Source organism: Zeimonas sediminis (assembly GCF_023721795.1).
Lineage (GTDB): Bacteria > Pseudomonadota > Gammaproteobacteria > Burkholderiales > Burkholderiaceae_E > Zeimonas > Zeimonas sediminis.
In genome coordinates this window covers 13,938-31,076 of sequence record NZ_JAMQYE010000001.1, presented here as the reverse complement: position 1 = coordinate 31,076, position 17,139 = coordinate 13,938, and the positions used below count along the sequence as shown (strand labels likewise).

At 72.0% G+C, this 17,139-nt stretch carries 18 protein-coding genes; 5 read left to right on the top strand and 13 right to left on the bottom strand.

Going from position 1 to position 17,139, the window contains the following annotated elements; all coding sequences use genetic code 11:
• Positions 1-65: 65 nt before the first annotated feature.
• From M6I34_RS00165 to M6I34_RS00155, 3 genes are all read right to left on the bottom strand, one after another.
• Positions 66-860, bottom strand: a complete 795-nt coding sequence (locus M6I34_RS00165) for a TatD family hydrolase (protein WP_272483700.1) — start codon at positions 858-860, stop codon at positions 66-68.
• Between the two features lie 62 nt (positions 861-922).
• Positions 923-1,603: an ABC transporter ATP-binding protein gene (locus M6I34_RS00160; protein WP_272483699.1), complete on the bottom strand. Its 681-nt coding sequence runs from the start codon at positions 1,601-1,603 to the stop codon at positions 923-925.
• Positions 1,596-2,852 carry a lipoprotein-releasing ABC transporter permease subunit gene (locus M6I34_RS00155; RefSeq protein WP_272483698.1) on the bottom strand — a complete coding sequence of 419 codons (1,257 nt, stop codon included), beginning with the start codon at positions 2,850-2,852 and terminating at the stop codon, positions 1,596-1,598. The genes M6I34_RS00160 and M6I34_RS00155 overlap by 8 nt, the downstream gene beginning before the upstream one ends.
• 54 nt (positions 2,853-2,906) lie before the next feature.
• Between M6I34_RS00155 and M6I34_RS00150 the strand changes: the two genes are divergently transcribed.
• The 5 genes from M6I34_RS00150 to M6I34_RS00130 all read left to right on the top strand — a co-directional run bounded on the left by M6I34_RS00150 (position 2,907) and on the right by M6I34_RS00130 (position 9,824).
• Entirely contained in the window at positions 2,907-4,061 is a 1,155-nt protein-coding gene (locus M6I34_RS00150; protein WP_272483697.1) for a hypothetical protein, read from the top strand.
• Positions 4,058-5,809 carry a single-stranded-DNA-specific exonuclease RecJ gene (recJ, locus tag M6I34_RS00145; protein WP_272483696.1) on the top strand — a complete coding sequence of 584 codons (1,752 nt, stop codon included), beginning with the start codon at positions 4,058-4,060 and terminating at the stop codon, positions 5,807-5,809. The genes M6I34_RS00150 and recJ overlap by 4 nt, the downstream gene beginning before the upstream one ends.
• A 37-nt stretch (positions 5,810-5,846) precedes the next feature.
• Positions 5,847-6,951, top strand: a protein-coding gene (gene prfB / locus M6I34_RS00140; RefSeq protein WP_272483695.1) for a peptide chain release factor 2 whose coding sequence is annotated in 2 segments (ribosomal slippage) — positions 5,847-5,927 and positions 5,929-6,951 — 1,104 coding nt in all. Because the reading frame shifts where the segments join, the coding sequence is not laid out codon by codon here.
• Between the two features lie 4 nt (positions 6,952-6,955).
• Complete coding sequence (lysS, locus tag M6I34_RS00135; RefSeq protein WP_418953406.1) at positions 6,956-8,551, top strand: lysine--tRNA ligase; 1,596 nt, start codon at positions 6,956-6,958, stop codon at positions 8,549-8,551.
• A 7-nt stretch (positions 8,552-8,558) separates the two neighbouring features.
• Positions 8,559-9,824, top strand: coding sequence for an MFS transporter (locus M6I34_RS00130; RefSeq protein ID WP_272483694.1), 1,266 nt, complete (start codon positions 8,559-8,561; stop codon positions 9,822-9,824).
• Here the strand turns inward: M6I34_RS00130 and M6I34_RS00125 are convergent.
• The 10 genes from M6I34_RS00125 to iscR all read right to left on the bottom strand — a co-directional run bounded on the left by M6I34_RS00125 (position 9,805) and on the right by iscR (position 16,894).
• A complete protein-coding gene (locus M6I34_RS00125; protein WP_272483693.1) occupies positions 9,805-10,107 on the bottom strand; it encodes a P-II family nitrogen regulator in 303 nt (100 codons plus the stop codon). The genes M6I34_RS00130 and M6I34_RS00125 overlap by 20 nt on opposite strands.
• A 34-nt stretch (positions 10,108-10,141) precedes the next feature.
• Positions 10,142-11,143, bottom strand: coding sequence for a sodium-dependent bicarbonate transport family permease (locus M6I34_RS00120; RefSeq protein ID WP_272483692.1), 1,002 nt, complete (start codon positions 11,141-11,143; stop codon positions 10,142-10,144).
• A gap of 75 nt (positions 11,144-11,218) precedes the next feature.
• Positions 11,219-11,413: a Fe-S cluster assembly protein IscX gene (gene iscX / locus M6I34_RS00115; protein ID WP_272483691.1), complete on the bottom strand. Its 195-nt coding sequence runs from the start codon at positions 11,411-11,413 to the stop codon at positions 11,219-11,221.
• A 25-nt stretch (positions 11,414-11,438) separates the two neighbouring features.
• Positions 11,439-11,777, bottom strand: coding sequence for an ISC system 2Fe-2S type ferredoxin (fdx, locus tag M6I34_RS00110; RefSeq protein ID WP_272483690.1), 339 nt, complete (start codon positions 11,775-11,777; stop codon positions 11,439-11,441).
• A 70-nt stretch (positions 11,778-11,847) separates the two neighbouring features.
• The gene (gene hscA, locus M6I34_RS00105; protein ID WP_272483689.1) at positions 11,848-13,752 is read right to left on the bottom strand and encodes a Fe-S protein assembly chaperone HscA; all 1,905 of its coding nucleotides are present in this window, start codon (positions 13,750-13,752) and stop codon (positions 11,848-11,850) included.
• Positions 13,752-14,270, bottom strand: coding sequence for a Fe-S protein assembly co-chaperone HscB (hscB, locus tag M6I34_RS00100; protein WP_272483688.1), 519 nt, complete (start codon positions 14,268-14,270; stop codon positions 13,752-13,754). Before hscB ends, hscA begins: the two co-directional genes overlap by 1 nt.
• 76 nt (positions 14,271-14,346) lie before the next feature.
• Positions 14,347-14,670 carry an iron-sulfur cluster assembly protein IscA gene (gene iscA / locus M6I34_RS00095; protein WP_272483687.1) on the bottom strand — a complete coding sequence of 108 codons (324 nt, stop codon included), beginning with the start codon at positions 14,668-14,670 and terminating at the stop codon, positions 14,347-14,349.
• Positions 14,671-14,687: 17 nt separating this feature from the next.
• Complete coding sequence (gene iscU, locus M6I34_RS00090; protein WP_272483686.1) at positions 14,688-15,110, bottom strand: Fe-S cluster assembly scaffold IscU; 423 nt, start codon at positions 15,108-15,110, stop codon at positions 14,688-14,690.
• Between the two features lie 31 nt (positions 15,111-15,141).
• Complete coding sequence (locus M6I34_RS00085; RefSeq protein WP_272483685.1) at positions 15,142-16,350, bottom strand: IscS subfamily cysteine desulfurase; 1,209 nt, start codon at positions 16,348-16,350, stop codon at positions 15,142-15,144.
• A gap of 13 nt (positions 16,351-16,363) precedes the next feature.
• Complete coding sequence (gene iscR, locus M6I34_RS00080) at positions 16,364-16,894, bottom strand: Fe-S cluster assembly transcriptional regulator IscR (RefSeq protein WP_272483684.1); 531 nt, start codon at positions 16,892-16,894, stop codon at positions 16,364-16,366.
• Positions 16,895-17,139 lie beyond the last annotated feature (245 nt).

Genomic DNA, 17,139 nt, shown 5'->3' with positions numbered 1-17,139 from the left:
ATGGCCGATCCCGATGGCCGATCCCGATGGCCGATCCCGATGGCCGATCCGCGGGCCCTGCGTCGTCAGGCCAGCGGGGCCACTCCGGCGAGCCTCGGCAGCACCCGCAGCGCGTTCGCGCCGGTCTGCGCGCGAACCGCCTCGGGCGATTCGCCGCGCAGCGCGGCGAGTTCGGCGCAGATCCTTGCCGTTTCGGCCGGCTCGTTGCGGCCGCCCGCCAGCCAGGCCGGCGGGATGTCGGGCGCGTCGGTTTCCACGACCAGCGCCCGCGCCGGAAGGCTTGCCGCGAGCCCCCGGATCCGCAGGGCCCGGTCGAAGGTCATCGCGCCGCCGAAGCCGAGCGCGAAGCCGAGGTCGACGAATTGCCCCGCCTGTTGCGCGCTGCCGTTGAAAGAGTGAGCGATGCCGCCGGGCGGCCGGTAGCGGCGCAGCTGCTTCAGGATCGCATCCTGCGCGCGGCGCAGGTGCAGGATCACCGGCAGGCCGAACTCGGCGGCCAGCGCGAGCTGGGCCTCGAAGAAACGCAGCTGCCTGTCGCGATCGAGCCCCGGCACGAAGTGGTCGAGCCCGATCTCGCCGATTCCGACGAAGCGCGGATCGGCGATTGCCGCCTCGACCTCGCGCCCGAGCGAGGCCAGGTCGTCGTCCCGCGCGCGGTCGACGTACATCGGGTGGATGCCGAGCGCGTAGGCGATGCCGGGCCGCGAGTGCGCGAGCGCGCGCACCGTGGCGAAATTGCCCGCATCGACGGCCGGCACGACGATCAGGCCGACGCCGGCCGCGATCGCTGCGTCGACGACCCGGTCCCGGTCGGCGTCGAACTCGGCCGCGTCGAGGTGGCAGTGAGTGTCGATCAGCATGGACCGATTGTCGCAGGCCCGGCGGGCCGGTGCAGCCCGCTCACGCAGCCGCGCGAGCGCCGCTATTCAGCGATGCGGCCGTCGCGCAGCGTGATCGTCCGGTCGAGCCGTTCGGCGAGGCCCATGTCGTGGGTCACGACCACGAAGGCGGTGCCGAAATGCGAGGCCAGCTCGTTCATCAGCGCGAACACCCCGGCCGCCGTCGCGCTGTCGAGGTTGCCGGTGGGCTCGTCGGCCAGCACTGCCCGCGGCTGCGTGACCAGCGCGCGCGCGAGCGCGACCCGCTGCCGCTCGCCGCCCGACAGCTGGCCCGGCACGTGCGAGACCCGCGCCGCGAGCCCGACCCGGCCGAGCATCTCGCGGGCGGCGTCGCGGGCCTGCCCCGGCGGCATCCGCCGGATCCGAAGCGGCATCGCGACGTTGTCCAGCGCGGTGAACTCGGGCAGCAGGTGATGGAACTGGTACACGAAGCCCAGCAGCCGGTTTCGCCGCGCGCCGATCTCGGCCTGCGAGAGGCCCGCGATCGGCTCGCCGAGCCAGCGCACCTCGCCCTCGCTCGGCGCATCCAGGCCGCCGAGCAGGTGCAGCAGCGTGCTCTTGCCCGAGCCCGATGCCCCGACCACGGCAACGCGTTCGCCGGCGCCGATCGCCAGGTCGATGCCGTGCAGCACCGGCACCGCGATCTCGCCGTTCCGGTAGGTCTTGCGCAGGCCGCTGCAGGCCAGGACCGCCGTCTCACTCATGGCGCAGCGCCTCGGCGGGCCGCACGCGCGAGGCGCGCCAGCTCGGGTACAGGGTGGAGCCCAGTGCCAGCACGCAGGCGGTCAGCCCGATCCGCGCGACGTCCTCGGCGCGCAGATCGCTCGGCAGGTGGCTGATGAAGTAGATGCCCTTGGGAAGCACCTCGAAGCCGAACAGCGACTCGACGAAGCCGACCACCTGCCCGACGTTCAACGCGAGCAGCACGCCGAGCAGCACGCCCGACAGCGTGCCGAGCAGGCCCACCGAAGCGCCCTGCACCACGAAGATCTTCATGATAGAGGCGGGCGAGGCGCCCAGCGTGCGCAGGATCGCGATGTCGGCCTGCTTGTCGGTGACCGTCATCACCAGCATCGACACCAGGTTGAACGCGGCGACCGCGATGATCAGCGTCAGGATGATGAACATCATCCGCTTCTCGATCTGCACCGCGGCGAACCAGTTCCGGTTCTCGGCCGACCAGTCGCGCACGTACAGGTCTCCGGTCAGCATCCGCGTCAGGTCGGCGGCCACCCGCGGCGCCTGCATCATGTCGTCGGTCTTCAGCCGCACGCCGGTCACGCCGTCGACCCGGAACAGCCTGGCCGCGTCGTCGATGTTCATCAGCAGCAGGCTCGAGTCGTACTCGAAGTGCCCGGCCGCGAACACGGCCACCACGGTCAGCTGGCGCAGCCGCGGCACCAGGCCCGCCGGGGTCGCGGTGCCCTGCGGCGCGATCAGCGTGAGCTTCGAGCCGACGTCGAGGAAGAGCTGGCTGGCCAGCTCGCGGCCGATCGCCACGCCGAACTCGCCGGGCCTGAGCTCGGAAAGCGCGCCGCGATCCATCTTCGCCGCGAATTCGGCGACCTGTGGCTCGAGCGCGGGGTCGATGCCGCGCACCAGCACGCCGCGCACGCTGTCGTCCACGGTGAGCATCGCCTGCCCGGCCACGTAGGGCGCGCCGCCGATCACCCTCGGATGCTTGCGCGCGTCGGCGAGCACCTTCTGCCAGTCGTGAAGCGGCTCGCGGCCGGCGAACACCTCGACGTGCGAGAGCACCGACAGCATGCGATCGCGGACCTCCTTCTGGAAGCCGTTCATCACCGACAGCACGACGATCAGCGCAGCCACGCCGAGCGCGATCCCGGCCACCGACAGCGCCGAGATGAAGGAGATGAAGCCGTTGCGCCGCCCGGCGCGCCGGCTGGCCCGCGTGTAGCGCAGGCCGATGAAGAGTTCGTAGGGGGTATGCATGACGGACGCGGCAGTTTGCCACAGCGCCCTGGCGCGAGGCCCTAAAATGCGGTCGTGACGATCACGATCCTGTGCGCCGGCGCGCTCGCCCTGCCGGGCGGCGCCGACGACGATGCCCGCCCTGCCCTGCTCGCCCGCCACGCGCCGCCCGACGACGGCGCCGCGGCGCGCCTGCTCGCGCGCGCCCGCGCGGCGCAGCGCCTCCGGGACGACTCGCTGACCCCCAGCGAGCTGCCCGACGAAGCCTGGCTGCGCGCGCGCTTCGCCGCCGCGCCCGGCACCACGATCGCCGCCCATGCGGCGCACGCGCTGGCCGGCGGCGACGCGGTCCGCGGCGCGGCGCCCGCCGCGTCCGGCGCATTGGCGGCTCCCCCGGTCCTGCCGGACTCGCCGACGCTGCTGGTCCGGCCGGTGCACCTGCACGTTGGCCTGGACCATCTGGTGCTCGCCACGCCGCAGGCCGGGGAGATCGGCGCCGACGAAGCGGCGGCGCTCGCCGGCGCGGCGAACCGGCTGTTCGCCGACGACGGGCTGGTCTGGTCGCCCGAGGCGCCGCACGCCTGGACGCTGAAAGCGGCCAGCGAGGCCGGTCGCGCCCGCCTGAACGCGCTGGCCGGGCTGGCCTGCCGCAGTGCGAGGCTTGCCTCGGGACGCAACATCGACGCCTGGCAGCCCGAGGGCGAGGCCGCTCGCCAGTGGCGCGCGATCGTCAACGAATTGCAGATGCTGTGGTTCGAGCACCCGGTCAACCTGGCCCGGGAAGCCGACGGCCGGCCCGCGCTGAACAGCGTGTGGCTGGAAGGCAGTCCGGGAGTGGCGGGCAGGCGCGCGTTCGACGCGGTGGTCACCGCCGACGACGCGGTCGCCGGCCTCTCGCTGTCGGCCGGCAGCGAGGTCAGCGCGCTCGATCCGCTCGCCCCGCCGGAAGACTTCGCGCGCCTGGTGGCGATCCAGGAGAACGCCGAGGCGATCCTGCTCGACCCGGGCTGGTGGCGTGTCGCGGTCGCCCGCGCCGATGCCGAGGCCTGGCGCGAGGCCTGGCTGCGGCTCGATTCGCTGGTCGGACGGCTGGCGGCCGCGGGCGAGCGGGTCCAGGCGCTGGTGCTCGCCGGCGAGCGCGACCTGCTCGAGTTCGCGCCCGGCCCGGCCGATCGCTGGGCGGTGTGGCGCCGGCGATCGCTCGCCGGCCTGCTGGCCGGCTGCCGATGACCGCGATCGAGGTGCGGCCGGTCCCGCAGCCGGCCTATGCGAGCCTGGTGGGCGCGGGGCTTTCCCCGGTGCTGGCGCGGCTGCTGGCCGCGCGCGGCGTGGCCGCGCCGGCCGAGCTCTCAGAAGGGCTCGAGGGCCTGCTGCCGCCGGACACGATGAAGGGGCTCGCCGAGGCGGCCGCGCTGCTGGCCGACGCGATCGCCGCCGGCGAGAGCCTTTGCGTGATCGCCGACTACGACTGCGACGGCGCGACCGCCTGCGCGGTGGCGGTGCGCGGGCTGCGAATGCTCGGCGCGCGGGTCGACTACCTGGTGCCGAATCGCTTCGAACACGGCTACGGACTCGGCGAGGCGGTCGTCGAACTCGCAGCCGCCCACCCGCGGCTGGGCAAGCCGGACTGGCTGATCACCGTCGACAGCGGGATCGCCAGCGTGGACGGGGTCCGCGCGGCGCGCGCGCGCGGCATGCGGGTGATCGTCACCGACCACCACCTGCCCGGCCCCGAGCTGCCCGAGGCCGACGCGATCGTCGATCCGAACCAGCCCGGCTGCGGCTTCGGCAGCCGCAACCTGGCCGGTGTCGGCGTGATGTTCTACCTGCTGATCGCGCTGCGGGCCGAGTTGCGCCGGCGCGCCGCGGCGCAGCCCGCGGGGCCGGCTGCAGCGGCCGGCGCGAGCGGCCGGGCCAGCCCGGCCGACGCGCCGCTGCAGAACCTGCTCGACCTCGTCGCGCTCGGCACGGTCGCCGACCTGGTCAGGCTCGACCGCAACAACCGCCTGCTGGTCGCGGCCGGCATGCGGCGGATCCGCGCGGGTCGCGCCTGCGCCGGCATCCGCGCGCTGCTCCGGGTCGCCGGGCGCGACGCGCGCCGCGCGGTCAGCGCCGACCTCGGCTTCGCGCTGGGCCCGCGGATCAACGCCGCGGGGCGCCTGGCCGACGCCACGCTGGGCATCGAATGCCTGCTGACCGACGACGAGGCCCGCGCCGACGAACTCGCCAGCGAGCTCGACGCGATGAACCGCGAGCGCAGGAAGATCGAGGCCACGATGCGCGACGAGGCGATGGCCGACCTCGACTCGCTCGCCGAAGGCGGCCTGGGCGTCGTCGTGTTCCGCGAGGGCTGGCACGAGGGCGTCGTGGGCCTGGTCGCCAGCCGGGTCAAGGAGCGCCTGCACCGCCCTGCGATCGCGCTCGCGCCGTCGAGCGCGGATCCGGCGGTGCTGCGCGGTTCCGGCCGCTCGATCCCGGGCGTGCACCTGCGCGACGTGCTCGACCTGGTCGACAAGCGCGAGCCGGGCCTGCTGCTGCGATTCGGCGGCCACGCGATGGCGGCCGGGCTGTCGATGCGAGCCGACGGCGTCGCGCGGCTGGCCGCGGCCTTCGACGAGGCGCTCGCCGAGCTCGCCGATCCGGCCTGCTTCGCGAGGGTGCTGGCCACCGACGGCGGCCTGGAGCCCGGCCGCATCGGCCTGGACCTGCTCGAGGAGATCGAGGCGCAGGTCTGGGGCCAGGGCTTCCCGGAGCCGCTGTTCTCGGACCGCTTCGTCGTCGAGCGCCAGACGATCGTCGGCGAGCGCCACCTGAAGCTCGCGCTGCGCCACGGCGCGCAGCGGCTCGACGCGATCGCCTTCGGGCGCACCGAGCCGGTGCCGTCCGATGCGCTGCTCGCCTACCGCCTGCTGCGCGACGACTGGCAGGGCCGCGCCCGGGTGCAGCTGGTGATCGAGGCGGTCGCGCCGGCCCTATAATGTCGGGTTTTTCACGAATTGCAGAAAGGAGCACGCCATGGAAGCCGAACGCCTGAATCAGATCGATTCCCTGATCGGCGACCTGCGCGAGCGGGCCGCGGAACTCCGGAGGTATCTTTGACTTCGACCGGAAGAAGAACCGGCTCGAGGTCCTGAACCGCGAATTCGAGAGCGCGGACATCTGGAACGACCCGGCGCGGGCGCAGGAGCTCGGCCGGGAGAAGAAGTCCCTGGAAGGCGTGGTCGAGCGCCTGATCGACATCGACGCGCGGCTCGCCGACAGCGGCGAGCTCTTCGAGATGGCGCGCGGCGAAGACGACGACGACACGCTGGCGGCGGTCGAGGCCGACGTGCAGGCGGTCGAGAGCCAGGTCGAGGACCTGGAGTTCCGCCGCATGTTCTCCAACCCGGCCGACCCGAGCAACTGCTTCATCGAGATCCAGGCCGGCGCCGGCGGCACCGAGGCGCAGGACTGGGCCTCGATGCTGCTGCGCCAGTACCTGCGCTACTGCGAGCGCAAGGGCTTCGAGACCGAGGTGCTCGAGGAGTCAGAGGGCGACGTCGCCGGCATCAAGGGCGCCACGATCAAGGTTTCCGGCGAGTACGCGTACGGCTACCTGCGCACCGAGACCGGCATCCACCGGCTGGTGCGCAAGTCGCCGTTCGACTCCAGCGGCGGGCGGCACACCTCGTTCGCCTCGGTGTTCGTGTACCCGGAGGTCGACGACTCCTTCGAGGTCGAGATCAACCCGGCCGACCTGCGCATCGACGTCTACCGCGCCTCGGGCGCCGGCGGCCAGCACGTGAACAAGACCGAGTCGGCGGTGCGGATCACGCACAACCCGACCGGCATCGTCGTGCAGTGCCAGACCGACCGCTCGCAGCACTCGAACCGCGACTCGGCGATGAAGATGCTGCGCGCGCGGCTCTACGACCACGAGATGCGCAAGCGCCGCGCCGAGCAGGACAAGATCGAGGCCGGCAAGGCCGACATCGGCTGGGGCCACCAGATCCGCTCCTACGTGCTCGACAACTCGCGGATCAAGGACCTGCGAACGAACGTCGAGATCAGCAACACCCGCGCGGTGCTCGACGGCGACCTCGACGCCTTCATCACCGCCAGCCTGAAGCAGGGAGTCTGACGCCTTGACCGCCCCCACGCACGAGCAGCCTTCCACGGCCCCCGCCTCTCCGGAGAGCGACGAGCACCGGGCCGCGCCGCCGGCGCACGAGGACAACGCGATCGTCGCCGAGCGCCGCGCCAAGCTGGCGCGGCTGCGCGAAGGCGGCATCGCGTTCCCGAACGACTTCCGCCCGGCGCACCGGGCGGCGGCCCTGCACCAGCACTACGGCTTCAAGACCCGCGAGCAGCTCGAGGCCGAGAACGTCGCGGTCACGCTGGGCGGACGGATCGTGCTCAAGCGCGTCCAGGGCAAGGCCAGCTTCGCGACGATCCAGGACGGCTCGGCCACCAGCAGCGCCGGCGCCGACGGCCGCATCCAGCTGTGGCTGAACGACGCCGGCGTGGGCGCCGAGGTGCACGAGGCCTTCAAGCACTGGGACCTCGGCGACATCGTCGGCTGCGAGGGCGTGCTGTTCAAGACGATGAAGGGCGAGCTGTCGGTGCGCTGCACGTCGATCCGGCTGCTCGCCAAGTCGCTGCGGCCGCTGCCCGACAAGTTCCACGGCATCGCGGACCAGGAGCTGCGCTACCGGCAGCGCTACGTCGACCTGATCGTCACGCCCGAGTCGCGCGACACCTTCGTGGCGCGCAGCCGCACGATGGGCGCGATCCGCAGCTTCATGGCCTCGCACGGCTTCCTCGAGGTCGAGACGCCGATGCTGCACCCGATCCCCGGCGGCGCGGCGGCCAGGCCCTTCGTCACGCACCACAACGCGCTCGACCAGCAGATGTTCCTGCGGATCGCGCCCGAGCTGTACCTGAAGCGGCTGATCGTCGGCGGCTTCGAGCGCGTCTACGAGATCAACCGGAACTTCCGCAACGAGGGGATCAGCCCGCGGCACAACCCCGAGTTCACGATGATGGAGTTCTACGCCGCGTACACCGACTACCGGTGGATCATGGACTTCACCGAGGAAGTGATCCGCGACGCGGCGCGCGCGGCCACCGGCTCGACCACGGTCAGCTACCAGGGACGCAGCATCGACCTGGGCCGGCCCTTCGAGCGACTGTCGATCACCGGCGCGATCGCCAAGTACGCGCCTCGGTACATGCCGGCCCAGCTGCAGGACGCCGGCTTCCTGCGCGGCGAGCTGAAGCGGCTGGGCGCGGCGGTCGACCTGCCGCCGCTCGCCAACGCCGGGCTCGGCGCGCTGCAGCTCGCGCTGTTCGAGGAGGTCGCCGAGGGCCAGCTCTGGGACCCGACCTTCATCATCGACTATCCGGTCGAGGTGTCGCCGCTCGCCCGCAGCTCCGATTCGCGGCCCGGCATCACCGAGCGCTTCGAGCTGTTCATCACCGGCCGCGAGATCGCCAACGGCTTCTCCGAGCTGAACGATCCCGAGGACCAGGCCGAGCGCTTCCACGCGCAGGTGGCCGCCAAGGACGCCGGCGACGAGGAGGCGATGTACTTCGACGCCGACTACATCCGCGCGCTGGAATACGGCATGCCGCCCACCGGCGGCTGCGGCATCGGCATCGACCGGCTGGTCATGCTGCTGACCGACAGCCCGAGCATCCGCGACGTGGTGCTGTTCCCGGCGCTCAAGCGCGAAGACTGAGACGCCGATGGCCGATGCCGGGGCGCCGCAGGCCGACGACCGGCACCCGGCCCTCGGACCGGTCATCGCGGCGCTCGGCGCCACGCAGATCGTCGGCTGGGGCACCACCCACTACATGCCGGCGGTGCTGGCCGCGCCCACCGCCGACGGCCTCGGGCTGAGCCAGACCACGGTGCTCGGCGCCTTCTCCTGGGGCCTGCTGGTCGCCGGGCTCACTGCCCGTCCGGCCGGCCGCCTGATCGACCGGCTCGGCGCGCGCAAGGTGATGAGCGCCGCGTCGGCGATCGCGGCCGCCGGCCTGCTGGCGCTCGCCGCGGCGCGCGGCCTGGTCGGGCTGCTCGCCGGCTGGACCCTGCTGGGGCTCGCGCTGCGCTCGATCCTCTACGACGGCGCATTCGCCGCGTTGACCGCGCTGGCCGGAGCCGGCGCGCGCCGCGCGATCTCGCTGCTGACGCTGCTCGGCGGGCTGGCCTCGACCGTCTTCTGGCCGATCGGGCATTTCCTGGATGCGCAGTTCGGCTGGCGGGCCACGCTGGTCGCCTACGCGGTGCTGAACCTCACGGTCTGCCTGCCGCTGCACTGGCGCTTCGCCGGCGGCCGGCACGACGCGGCGGGCGCCGGCGGCGGCGCCCCGAATCCGCCCCGGCCTCACCCGGGCATGGGACTCTCGGATCCGCAGCGCAGGCTCGCCCTGTGGCTGATCGGCTCGACCTTCACGCTGCACGCGTTCGTGGCCTCGACGATGGCCGCCCACCTGCCCGGCCTGCTCGACGGGCTCGGCCTCGGCACCGCGGTGGTCGTGTCGGCGGCCGCGCTGATGGGCGTGGCGCAGGTCGCCGCACGGCTGGTCGAGATGCTGCTGCAGAGCCGCTTCAGCGCGCTCGCGACCGCCCCGCCCTCGGTCGCGCTGGTGCCGGCCGGTTTCGTCGTGGCGCTGGCCTGGCCGGGCTCGGGCGCGGCCGCGGCGCTGTTCGTGATCCTCTACGGCTGCGCCAACGGCCTGATGACGATCGTGCGCGGTTCGCTGCCGCTGGCGGTCTTCGGCAGCCGCGGCTACGGCGAGCTGCTGGGCACGGTGGCGGGCCCGGCGTTCGCGGTGGCGGCGGCCGCGCCGGTCGCCTTCTCGGCGCTGGTCGAGGCGTTCGGGCCGCGAGCCGGGCTCTGGCTGCTCGCCGTGCTGTCGGCCGGCGCGCTCGCGGCGATCGCGGCGCTGGCCCTCGTCGCTCGCCGCTGGGGCCCGCAGGACGCGACGATCAGAACTTCTCGGCCCTGAACACCTGGACGTCTGCCAGCCAGACCGTCATCGCGTAGTTCGGCGCGTAGGTGGCGAGAAGGTGCGAGGCGATCCGCTCGGCCGTGTCGACCCCGCAGACGATCTTCAGCTCGACCGACCGGTCGGCTTCCCAGGCGCCTTCGCGCTCGCCCTGCAGCCCGCCGCCGCGCACCGCCGACGCGGTGTAGCCGTGCGCGCCGAGCCGGCGGGCGTCCTGCACGACGGCCTTCTCGATCGCCGCCTCGGTGACCACGACCAGCAGCTTCCTCGGGTGCTTGTCCATCGATCCTCGTCCTCCGCTCGCCCCGCTTCCGGCGCTACCCCGCGAGCCGTTGCGCGATGAAAAGGTACAGCCCGACGCCGACGGTCACGTTGAACGGGAAGGTGACGCCGAGCGAGGCGCCGATCGACAGCGCCGGGTTGGCCTCGGGCACCGCGACCCGCATCGCCGCCGGCGCCGCGATGTACGAGGCGCTAGCGGCCAGCGTGGCCAGCAGCGTGATGCCGCCCACGCCGAGCCCGAGAAGCTTGCCGGCCAGCAGGCCGATCGAGCCGAACAGCAGCGGCGCCAGCAGCGCGAAACTCACCAGCCTGGGACCGGCGCGGCGCAGGTCCCCGAGCCGGCCGCCCGCGACCAGCCCCATCTCGAGCAGGAACAGCGCGAGTGCGCCGCGGAACAGGTCGCCGAACACCGGCTTGAGCGGCGCGAGCCCGGCCTCGCCGACCAGCGCGCCGATCGCCAGGCCGCCCAGCAGCAGGTAGACCGCCTTGCCGAAGATCGCGTCGTGCAGCAGCGGTGCCCAGCGCATTCCCGCACCGGCCGTCGCCGCGTCGCCCCCGGCCGCCCCGGCCGCGCCGGCCGCGCCGGCCGCTCGCCGGCTGCCGAGGCCCCGTGCGAGCATGATCCCGACGACGATGCCGGGCGCCTCCATGATCGCGACCAGCACGGCAAACTCGGGCGGCGCCTCGACGCCGGCACGCGCGAGCACGCTCTGAGCGACCGCGAAGGTCACGACCGAAACCGAGCCGTAGTGGGCGGCGATCGAAGCGGCATCGGGACGCGCGAGCCGCACCGGGCCGCGCAACAGCGGGAACGCGATCAGCGGGATCGCGGCCGACAGCAGGAAGGCAGTGGCCGCGACCGGCAGCAGCGCGAGCAGGTCCTGCCGGGCGAGCTCCACCCCGCCCTTCAGGCCGATCGCCAGCAGCAGGTAGATCGACAGCGTCTCGTAGAGCGCGTCGGGCAGGCGCAGGTCGGAGCGCGCCAGCCGGGCACCCACCCCGAGCAGGAAGAACAGGACGACCGGGTCGAGCGTCATCGCGGGTCTCGCCTCGCGGGCGGATCGTCCGGGACCGGCGCAACCGGCCCCAGGCTCACCGGCCCCGCTCCGTCCTCAATCGGCCTCGTCGATCCAGGCCTGCTGGATCGCTTCGAGGATCTTCTCGCCGGAGCGCTTCGGGTCGTCGTCGAAGCCGGGCAGCTCGAGCACCCATCGGTGCAGGTCGGTGAAACGCACCGACTTCGGGTCGATGTCGGGGTGGGCCTCGGCGAGCTCGATCGCGATCGCCTGGACGTCGGTCCACTTCATGTCGCTGCTCCTGGCACCGGGAGGCTCAGTGCTCTTCGCGGGCGTGGTTGATCGTGTACTTCGGGATCTCGATGGTCAGGTCGGCAGCCTTCACGCGCACCTGACAGGACAGGCGGGACTGTGCCGTCAGGCCCCAGGCCTTGTCGAGCATGTCGTCCTCCTCCTCTTCCGAGGCGTCGAGCGAGGCGAAGCCCTGCTTCACGACCACGTGGCAGGTCGTGCACGCGCAGGACAGCTCGCAGGCGTGCTCGATCGCGATGCCGTGATCGAGCAACTCGCGGCAGAGCACGGCGCCCGGCTCGGCGTCGAACTCGGCGCCCTGCGGGCAAAGGGCTTCGTGGGGCAGAACGGTGATCCTGGGCATCTCTTCGATGGCCGCGCGGGGCGGCCGGCAAGGGGTGATCCGTGGGGTGGAAGTCTCGCTGCAGGCAGGGTCAGCGGCCGATCTCGTCGAGCCGCCGGCCGGTCAGGGCAAGACCGATCGCGCGGTCCATCCGGCGCGCCGCGAAGGCCTCGGTGCCACCGGCAAGCGCCTCGATCGCCTTGCGGATCGCGGCGGTGTCGGTGCCCTCGCGAGCGGCGCCGAGCCGTGCGATCAGCGCCTCCACGTCGGCCCGCTCGGGCGCAGACAGCAGGTCGCCGTCGGCGGCCAGCGCCGCCAGTGTGGCCTCGAGCAGGCGCTCGGCCTCGACCTGCTGCTCGCGCAGCGCGCGCAGCCTCATGTCGTCGCCTGCCGCGGCGAAGGAGCCCTGCAGCATCGAGGCGATCTCCTCGTCGGACAGCCCGAACGAGGGCTTGACCGTGACCGAGGCCGCCGCGCCGCTCGACTGCTCGCGCGCGGTGACCGACAGCAGGCCGTCGGCGTCGACCTGGAAGGTGACCCGGATCCGGGCGGCGCCGGCAGCCATCGGCGGAATGCCTCGCAGCTCGAAGCGAGCGAGCGAGCGGCAATCGGACACCAGCTCGCGCTCGCCCTGCACCACGTGGATCGCCAGCGCGGTCTGGCCGTCGCGGAAGGTGGTGAAGTCCTGCGCGCGCGCGGTCGGGATCGTCGCATTGCGCGGCACGATCTTCTCGACCAGCCCGCCCATCGTCTCCAGGCCGAGCGAAAGCGGGATCACGTCGAGCAGCAGCCAGTCGTCGCCGCCGTTGCCGGCCAGCAGGTTGGCCTGCATCGCCGCGCCGAGCGCCACGACGCGGTCGGGGTCGATGCTGTCGAGCGGCTCGCGGCCGAACAGCTTCGCAGCGGCCCGCCGAACCTGCGGCATGCGGGTCGCGCCGCCGACCAGCACCACGCCGTCGACGTCGGCCGCGGCGAGCCTCGCGTCGCGCAGCGCCCGGCGCGTCGCCGCCAGCGTGCGTTCCAGCAGGTCGGCCGTCAGCGCCTCGAAGCGCGCCGAGGCCAGCGGCAGGCGCACGCGGGTCGCGTCGGACAACTGCACCGAGAAAGTGTCCGCCTCGGCCTCGCTCAGCGCTTCCTTGGCGCGCCGCGCCTCGTTGGCCATCGCTCTCAGGTCGCCCGCCGACAGACTGCCCGCGGCCAAGGCGTCGTCGATCGGCGATGCGCTGTCGGCCGGCGCGAGGCCGGTCTCGCGCAGCGCCCACTCGACGATGCGGCGGTCGAAATCGTCGCCGCCGAGCGCCGAGTCGCCGCCGGTGGCGACGACCTCGAACACGCCGCGCGACAGGCGCAGGATCGAGACGTCGAAGGTGCCGCCGCCGAGGTCGTAGACGACGTAGGTGCCCTCGGCGCCCGCATCGAGACCGTAGGCGACCGCCGCCGCGGTCGGCTCGTTCAGCAGGCGCAGCACCTCGAGGCCCGCCAGCCGGGCCGCGTCCTTGGTGGCCTGCCGCTGCGCATCGTCGAAGTAGGCCGGCACCGTGACGACCGCGCCGACCAGCTCGCCGCCGAGCGTGTCCTCGGCCCGCGCCCTGAGCACCCGGAGGATCTCGGCCGAAACCTCGACCGGGCTCAGGTCGCCGGCCCGCGTGCGCAGCCTGACCATGCCCGGCGCGTCGACGAACTCGTAGGGCGTGCGCAGCGCCTGCGCGTCGGCGAGCCCGCGGCCCATGAAGCGCTTGACCGAGACGATCGTGTCGCGCGGGTCGGCCGCCGCCTGGGCGGCGGCCTCGGCCCCGACCGACACCGCGCCGTCGGGGCCGTAGCGCACGACCGAGGGCAGCAGCACGCCGCCGCCGGCGTCGGGCAGCACGTCGGCCGCGCCGGAGCGCACCGCGGCCACCAGCGAGTTGGTCGTGCCCAGGTCGATGCCCACCGCGAGTCGCCGCCGGTGCGGCTCGGGCGACATGCCGGGTTCGGAAATCTGCAGGAGAGCCATCAGGAATCCATCGAATCGATGCCTTGGCCGAAGCGTTCGACGAACATCAGCTGCCGCACGAGGCCCGCCGCTGCCACGAACTCGCCGCGCCGGTCGATCGCATCGGCCAGGCCCTCGAGCAAGCGCTCGCGTTCGTTGCCGAGCTCGACGCGCAGCGCCTGCAGTCCGACCTCGTCGCCTGCGTCGCGCGCCTCCTCGAGCCGCTCTCGCCAATCCATCTGCTGCATCAGGAACGCCGCCGGCATCGAGGTGTTCGACTCGGCCTCGACCGACACGCCGTTCAGCGCGCAAAGATACTCCGCCCGCCGGCAGGGATCGCGAAGCGTGCGCACCGCCTCGTTGACGTGCGCGGCGAGCTGCATCGCGAGCCTGCGCTGCGACTCGGGCGCGCCGGCATGGCGGTCGGGATGCACCGCGCCCTGCAGGGCGCGCCAGGCCGACTCCAGCGCAGGCGGGTCGAGCGCGAACGAGGCGGGCAGCGAGAACAGCTCGAAGTAGTTGCGGCGCAGCGCTTCCATCGGACAAAACAAAGAGGCGGCTGTCAGGCCGCCCCTGGTAGCGAGGCGGCCCGGAAGGCCGCCATCGTGGTCCTGCTCAGACCGTGAACGATTCGCCGCAACCGCACTCGGCCGCGACGTTCGGGTTCCTGAACTTGAAGCCCTCGTTCAGGCCCTCGCGAGCGAAGTCGAGCTCGGTTCCGTCGATGTACGGAAGGCTCTTCGGGTCGACGAAGACCTTCACGCCGTGGCTCTCGAAGGACAGGTCGGTCGGGTCGGCCTCGTCGGCGAACTCCAGCTTGTAGGCGAGGCCCGAGCAGCCGGTGGTGCGCACGCCGACGCGAAGGCCGATGCCCTTGCCGCGGCGCGCCAGGTAGCCCGACACGTGCCGGGCGGCAGCTTCGGTGAGCGTGACAGCCATGTGCGTTCCTCCTTCGTTCAGGCCGCCTGGCGGCCGTCGGCCTCGGCGGCCGGCGCCGCCTCGCCGTGCTTGCGGCGATAGTCGTCGACCGCGGCCTTGATCGCGTCTTCGGCCAGGATCGAACAGTGGATCTTGACCGGCGGCAGCGCCAGTTCCTCGGCGATCTGCGTGTTGCGGATCGCCATCGCCTCGTCGAGCGACTTGCCCTTGACCCATTCGGTGACCAGCGACGACGAGGCGATCGCGGAGCCGCAGCCGTAGGTCTTGAAGCGGGCGTCCTCGATGATGCCGGCGTCGTTGACGCGGATCTGCAGCTTCATCACGTCGCCGCAGGCCGGCGCGCCGACCATGCCGGTGCCGACCTGAGGGTCGTTGCGATCGAGCGCGCCGACGTTGCGCGGGTTCTCGTAGTGATCGATGACTTTTTCGCTGTAGGCCATTGCCGAATCTCCGGACTTCGTTTCGTTCCTGTCAGTGGGCGGCCCACTGGACCGTGTCGAGGTCGATGCCTTCCTGGACCATCTCCCACAGCGGCGACATCTCGCGCAGCTTGCCGACGCGCTTGCGGATCAGGTCGACCGCGAAATCGACCTCTTCTTCGGTCGTGAAGCGGCCGACCGAGAAGCGGATCGAGCTGTGCGCCAGTTCGTCGCTGCGACCGAGCGCCCGCAGCACGTAGGACGGCTCCAGGCTCGCCGAGGTGCAGGCCGATCCGCTGGACACCGCGATGTCCTTGATCGCCATGATCAGCGACTCGCCCTCGACGTAGTTGAAGCTCATGTTCAGGTTGTGCGGCACCCGCTGCTCGAGGTCGCCGTTGACGTAGACCTCCTCGATCTGCGAGAGCCCGTTCAGCAGACGGTCGCGCAGCATGCGGACGCGCTCGTTCTCGGTGGCCATTTCCTCGCGGGCGATCCGGAAGGCCTCGCCCATGCCGACGATCTGGTGCGTGGGCAGCGTGCCCGAGCGGAACCCGCGCTCGTGGCCGCCGCCGTGGATCTGCGCCTCGATCCGCACGCGCGGCTTGCGCCGGATGTAGAGCGCTCCGACGCCCTTGGGGCCGTAGGTCTTGTGCGCCGAGAACGACATCAGGTCGACCTTCAGCGCGCCGAGGTCGATCGGCAGCTTGCCGGTGGCCTGTGCCGCGTCGACGTGGAACACGATGCCGCGCTCGCGGCAGATCTCGCCCAGCCTGGCGACGTCCTGGATCACCCCGATCTCGTTGTTCACGTACATGACCGACGCGACGATCGTGTCGGGCCGCAGCGCCGCCACGAACGCGTCGAGGTCGATCAGGCCGTCGGGCCGAACCTCGAGATAGGTGACTTCGAAGCCCTGGCGCTCGAGCTCGCGCATCGTGTCGAGCGTGGCCTTGTGTTCGGTGCGCACCGTGACCAGGTGGCGGCCGCGCTCCTTGTAGAAGTGCGCGGCACCCTTCAGCGCGAGATTGATCGACTCGGTCGCCCCCGAGGTCCAGACGATCTCGCGCGGATCGCAGTTCACCAGCGCGGCAACCTGGCCTCGCGCCTCCTCGACCGCCTTCTCCGCCTCCCAGCCGTACGGATGGCTGCGGGAGGCGGGATTCCCGAAGTGCTCGTACAGCCAGGGAACCATCTTGTCCACGACACGCGGATCGACCGGCGTCGTTGCGGAATAGTCAAGGTAAATCGGGAGTCGCATGGCGATCGGTTGATCAGATGGTCGTGATGCGGCCGTTGTCGAGCTTGATCGGCTGCAGCGTGGAGGTCGGGAACTCGAGCGCGGCGCGATGCTCCTTGAGCACCGAGATCTCGCGCGGCTGGCGGTTCTGCGCCTCGCGGCCACGCTGCTGCTCGACCAGTTCGCCGAGCGAGACCGAGTCGAGGTACTCGATCATCCGCTTGTTCAGGTTCGACCAGAGCTCGTGCGTCATGCACGGGCCGTCGTCGTTGCAGTTTTCCTTGCCGCCGCACTGGGTCGCGTCGAGGGGCTCGTCGACCGCGAAGATGATGTCGGCCACGGTGACGCTCTTGGCCGGACGCGCCAGCGTGTAGCCGCCGCCCGGCCCGCGCGTGCTCTCGACGAGCTCGTGCCGGCGCAGCTTGCCGAACAGTTGCTCGAGGTAGGACAGCGAGATCTTCTGGCGCTGGCTGATGCCGGCCAGCGTGACGGGACCCTGATGCTGACGCATCGCCAGGTCGATCATGGCGGTGACCGCGAAACGTCCCTTGGTGGTCAGTCTCATGCTTGCTCCAGTGAGGTAGAGGCCAGTCGGTGCCTCGGACCATCGCGGCTGCGATATTCCGAGTATTTTAGTCGAGATTTGGTGGCAATGGAAGGGGGTTTGTCGTGGACAAAAACCCATCCGCTCCACTCGGGTATCGTCGATGCCGACCGGCGTGCCTTACAGGAGCGCGCGCAACGCCGAGGAGCGAGCGACCCGGCGTGCCGGGTCGCTCGGGGCCTGCAGAGTCAGGCCGCTTGCCGCCG

Bases quoted from the DNA above. Each gene is read 5' to 3' on its own strand.
- iscX (WP_272483691.1), bottom strand. From the start codon at position 11,413: ATGAAGTGGACCGACGTCCAGGCGATCGCGATCGAGCTCGCCGAGGCC.
- recJ (WP_272483696.1), top strand. From the start codon at position 4,058: ATGACCGCGATCGAGGTGCGGCCGGTCCCGCAGCCGGCCTATGCGAGC.
- M6I34_RS00125 (WP_272483693.1), bottom strand. From the start codon at position 10,107: ATGGACAAGCACCCGAGGAAGCTGCTGGTCGTGGTCACCGAGGCGGCG.
- M6I34_RS00165 (WP_272483700.1), bottom strand. From the start codon at position 860: ATGCTGATCGACACTCACTGCCACCTCGACGCGGCCGAGTTCGACGCC.
- M6I34_RS00120 (WP_272483692.1), bottom strand. From the start codon at position 11,143: ATGACGCTCGACCCGGTCGTCCTGTTCTTCCTGCTCGGGGTGGGTGCC.
- M6I34_RS00085 (WP_272483685.1), bottom strand. From the start codon at position 16,350: ATGCGACTCCCGATTTACCTTGACTATTCCGCAACGACGCCGGTCGAT.
- iscU (WP_272483686.1), bottom strand. From the start codon at position 15,110: ATGGCCTACAGCGAAAAAGTCATCGATCACTACGAGAACCCGCGCAAC.
- M6I34_RS00130 (WP_272483694.1), top strand. From the start codon at position 8,559: ATGGCCGATGCCGGGGCGCCGCAGGCCGACGACCGGCACCCGGCCCTC.
- hscA (WP_272483689.1), bottom strand. From the start codon at position 13,752: ATGGCTCTCCTGCAGATTTCCGAACCCGGCATGTCGCCCGAGCCGCAC.
- fdx (WP_272483690.1), bottom strand. From the start codon at position 11,777: ATGCCCAGGATCACCGTTCTGCCCCACGAAGCCCTTTGCCCGCAGGGC.
- M6I34_RS00160 (WP_272483699.1), bottom strand. From the start codon at position 1,603: ATGAGTGAGACGGCGGTCCTGGCCTGCAGCGGCCTGCGCAAGACCTAC.
- M6I34_RS00155 (WP_272483698.1), bottom strand. From the start codon at position 2,852: ATGCATACCCCCTACGAACTCTTCATCGGCCTGCGCTACACGCGGGCC.
- hscB (WP_272483688.1), bottom strand. From the start codon at position 14,270: ATGGAAGCGCTGCGCCGCAACTACTTCGAGCTGTTCTCGCTGCCCGCC.
- iscR (WP_272483684.1), bottom strand. From the start codon at position 16,894: ATGAGACTGACCACCAAGGGACGTTTCGCGGTCACCGCCATGATCGAC.
- iscA (WP_272483687.1), bottom strand. From the start codon at position 14,670: ATGGCTGTCACGCTCACCGAAGCTGCCGCCCGGCACGTGTCGGGCTAC.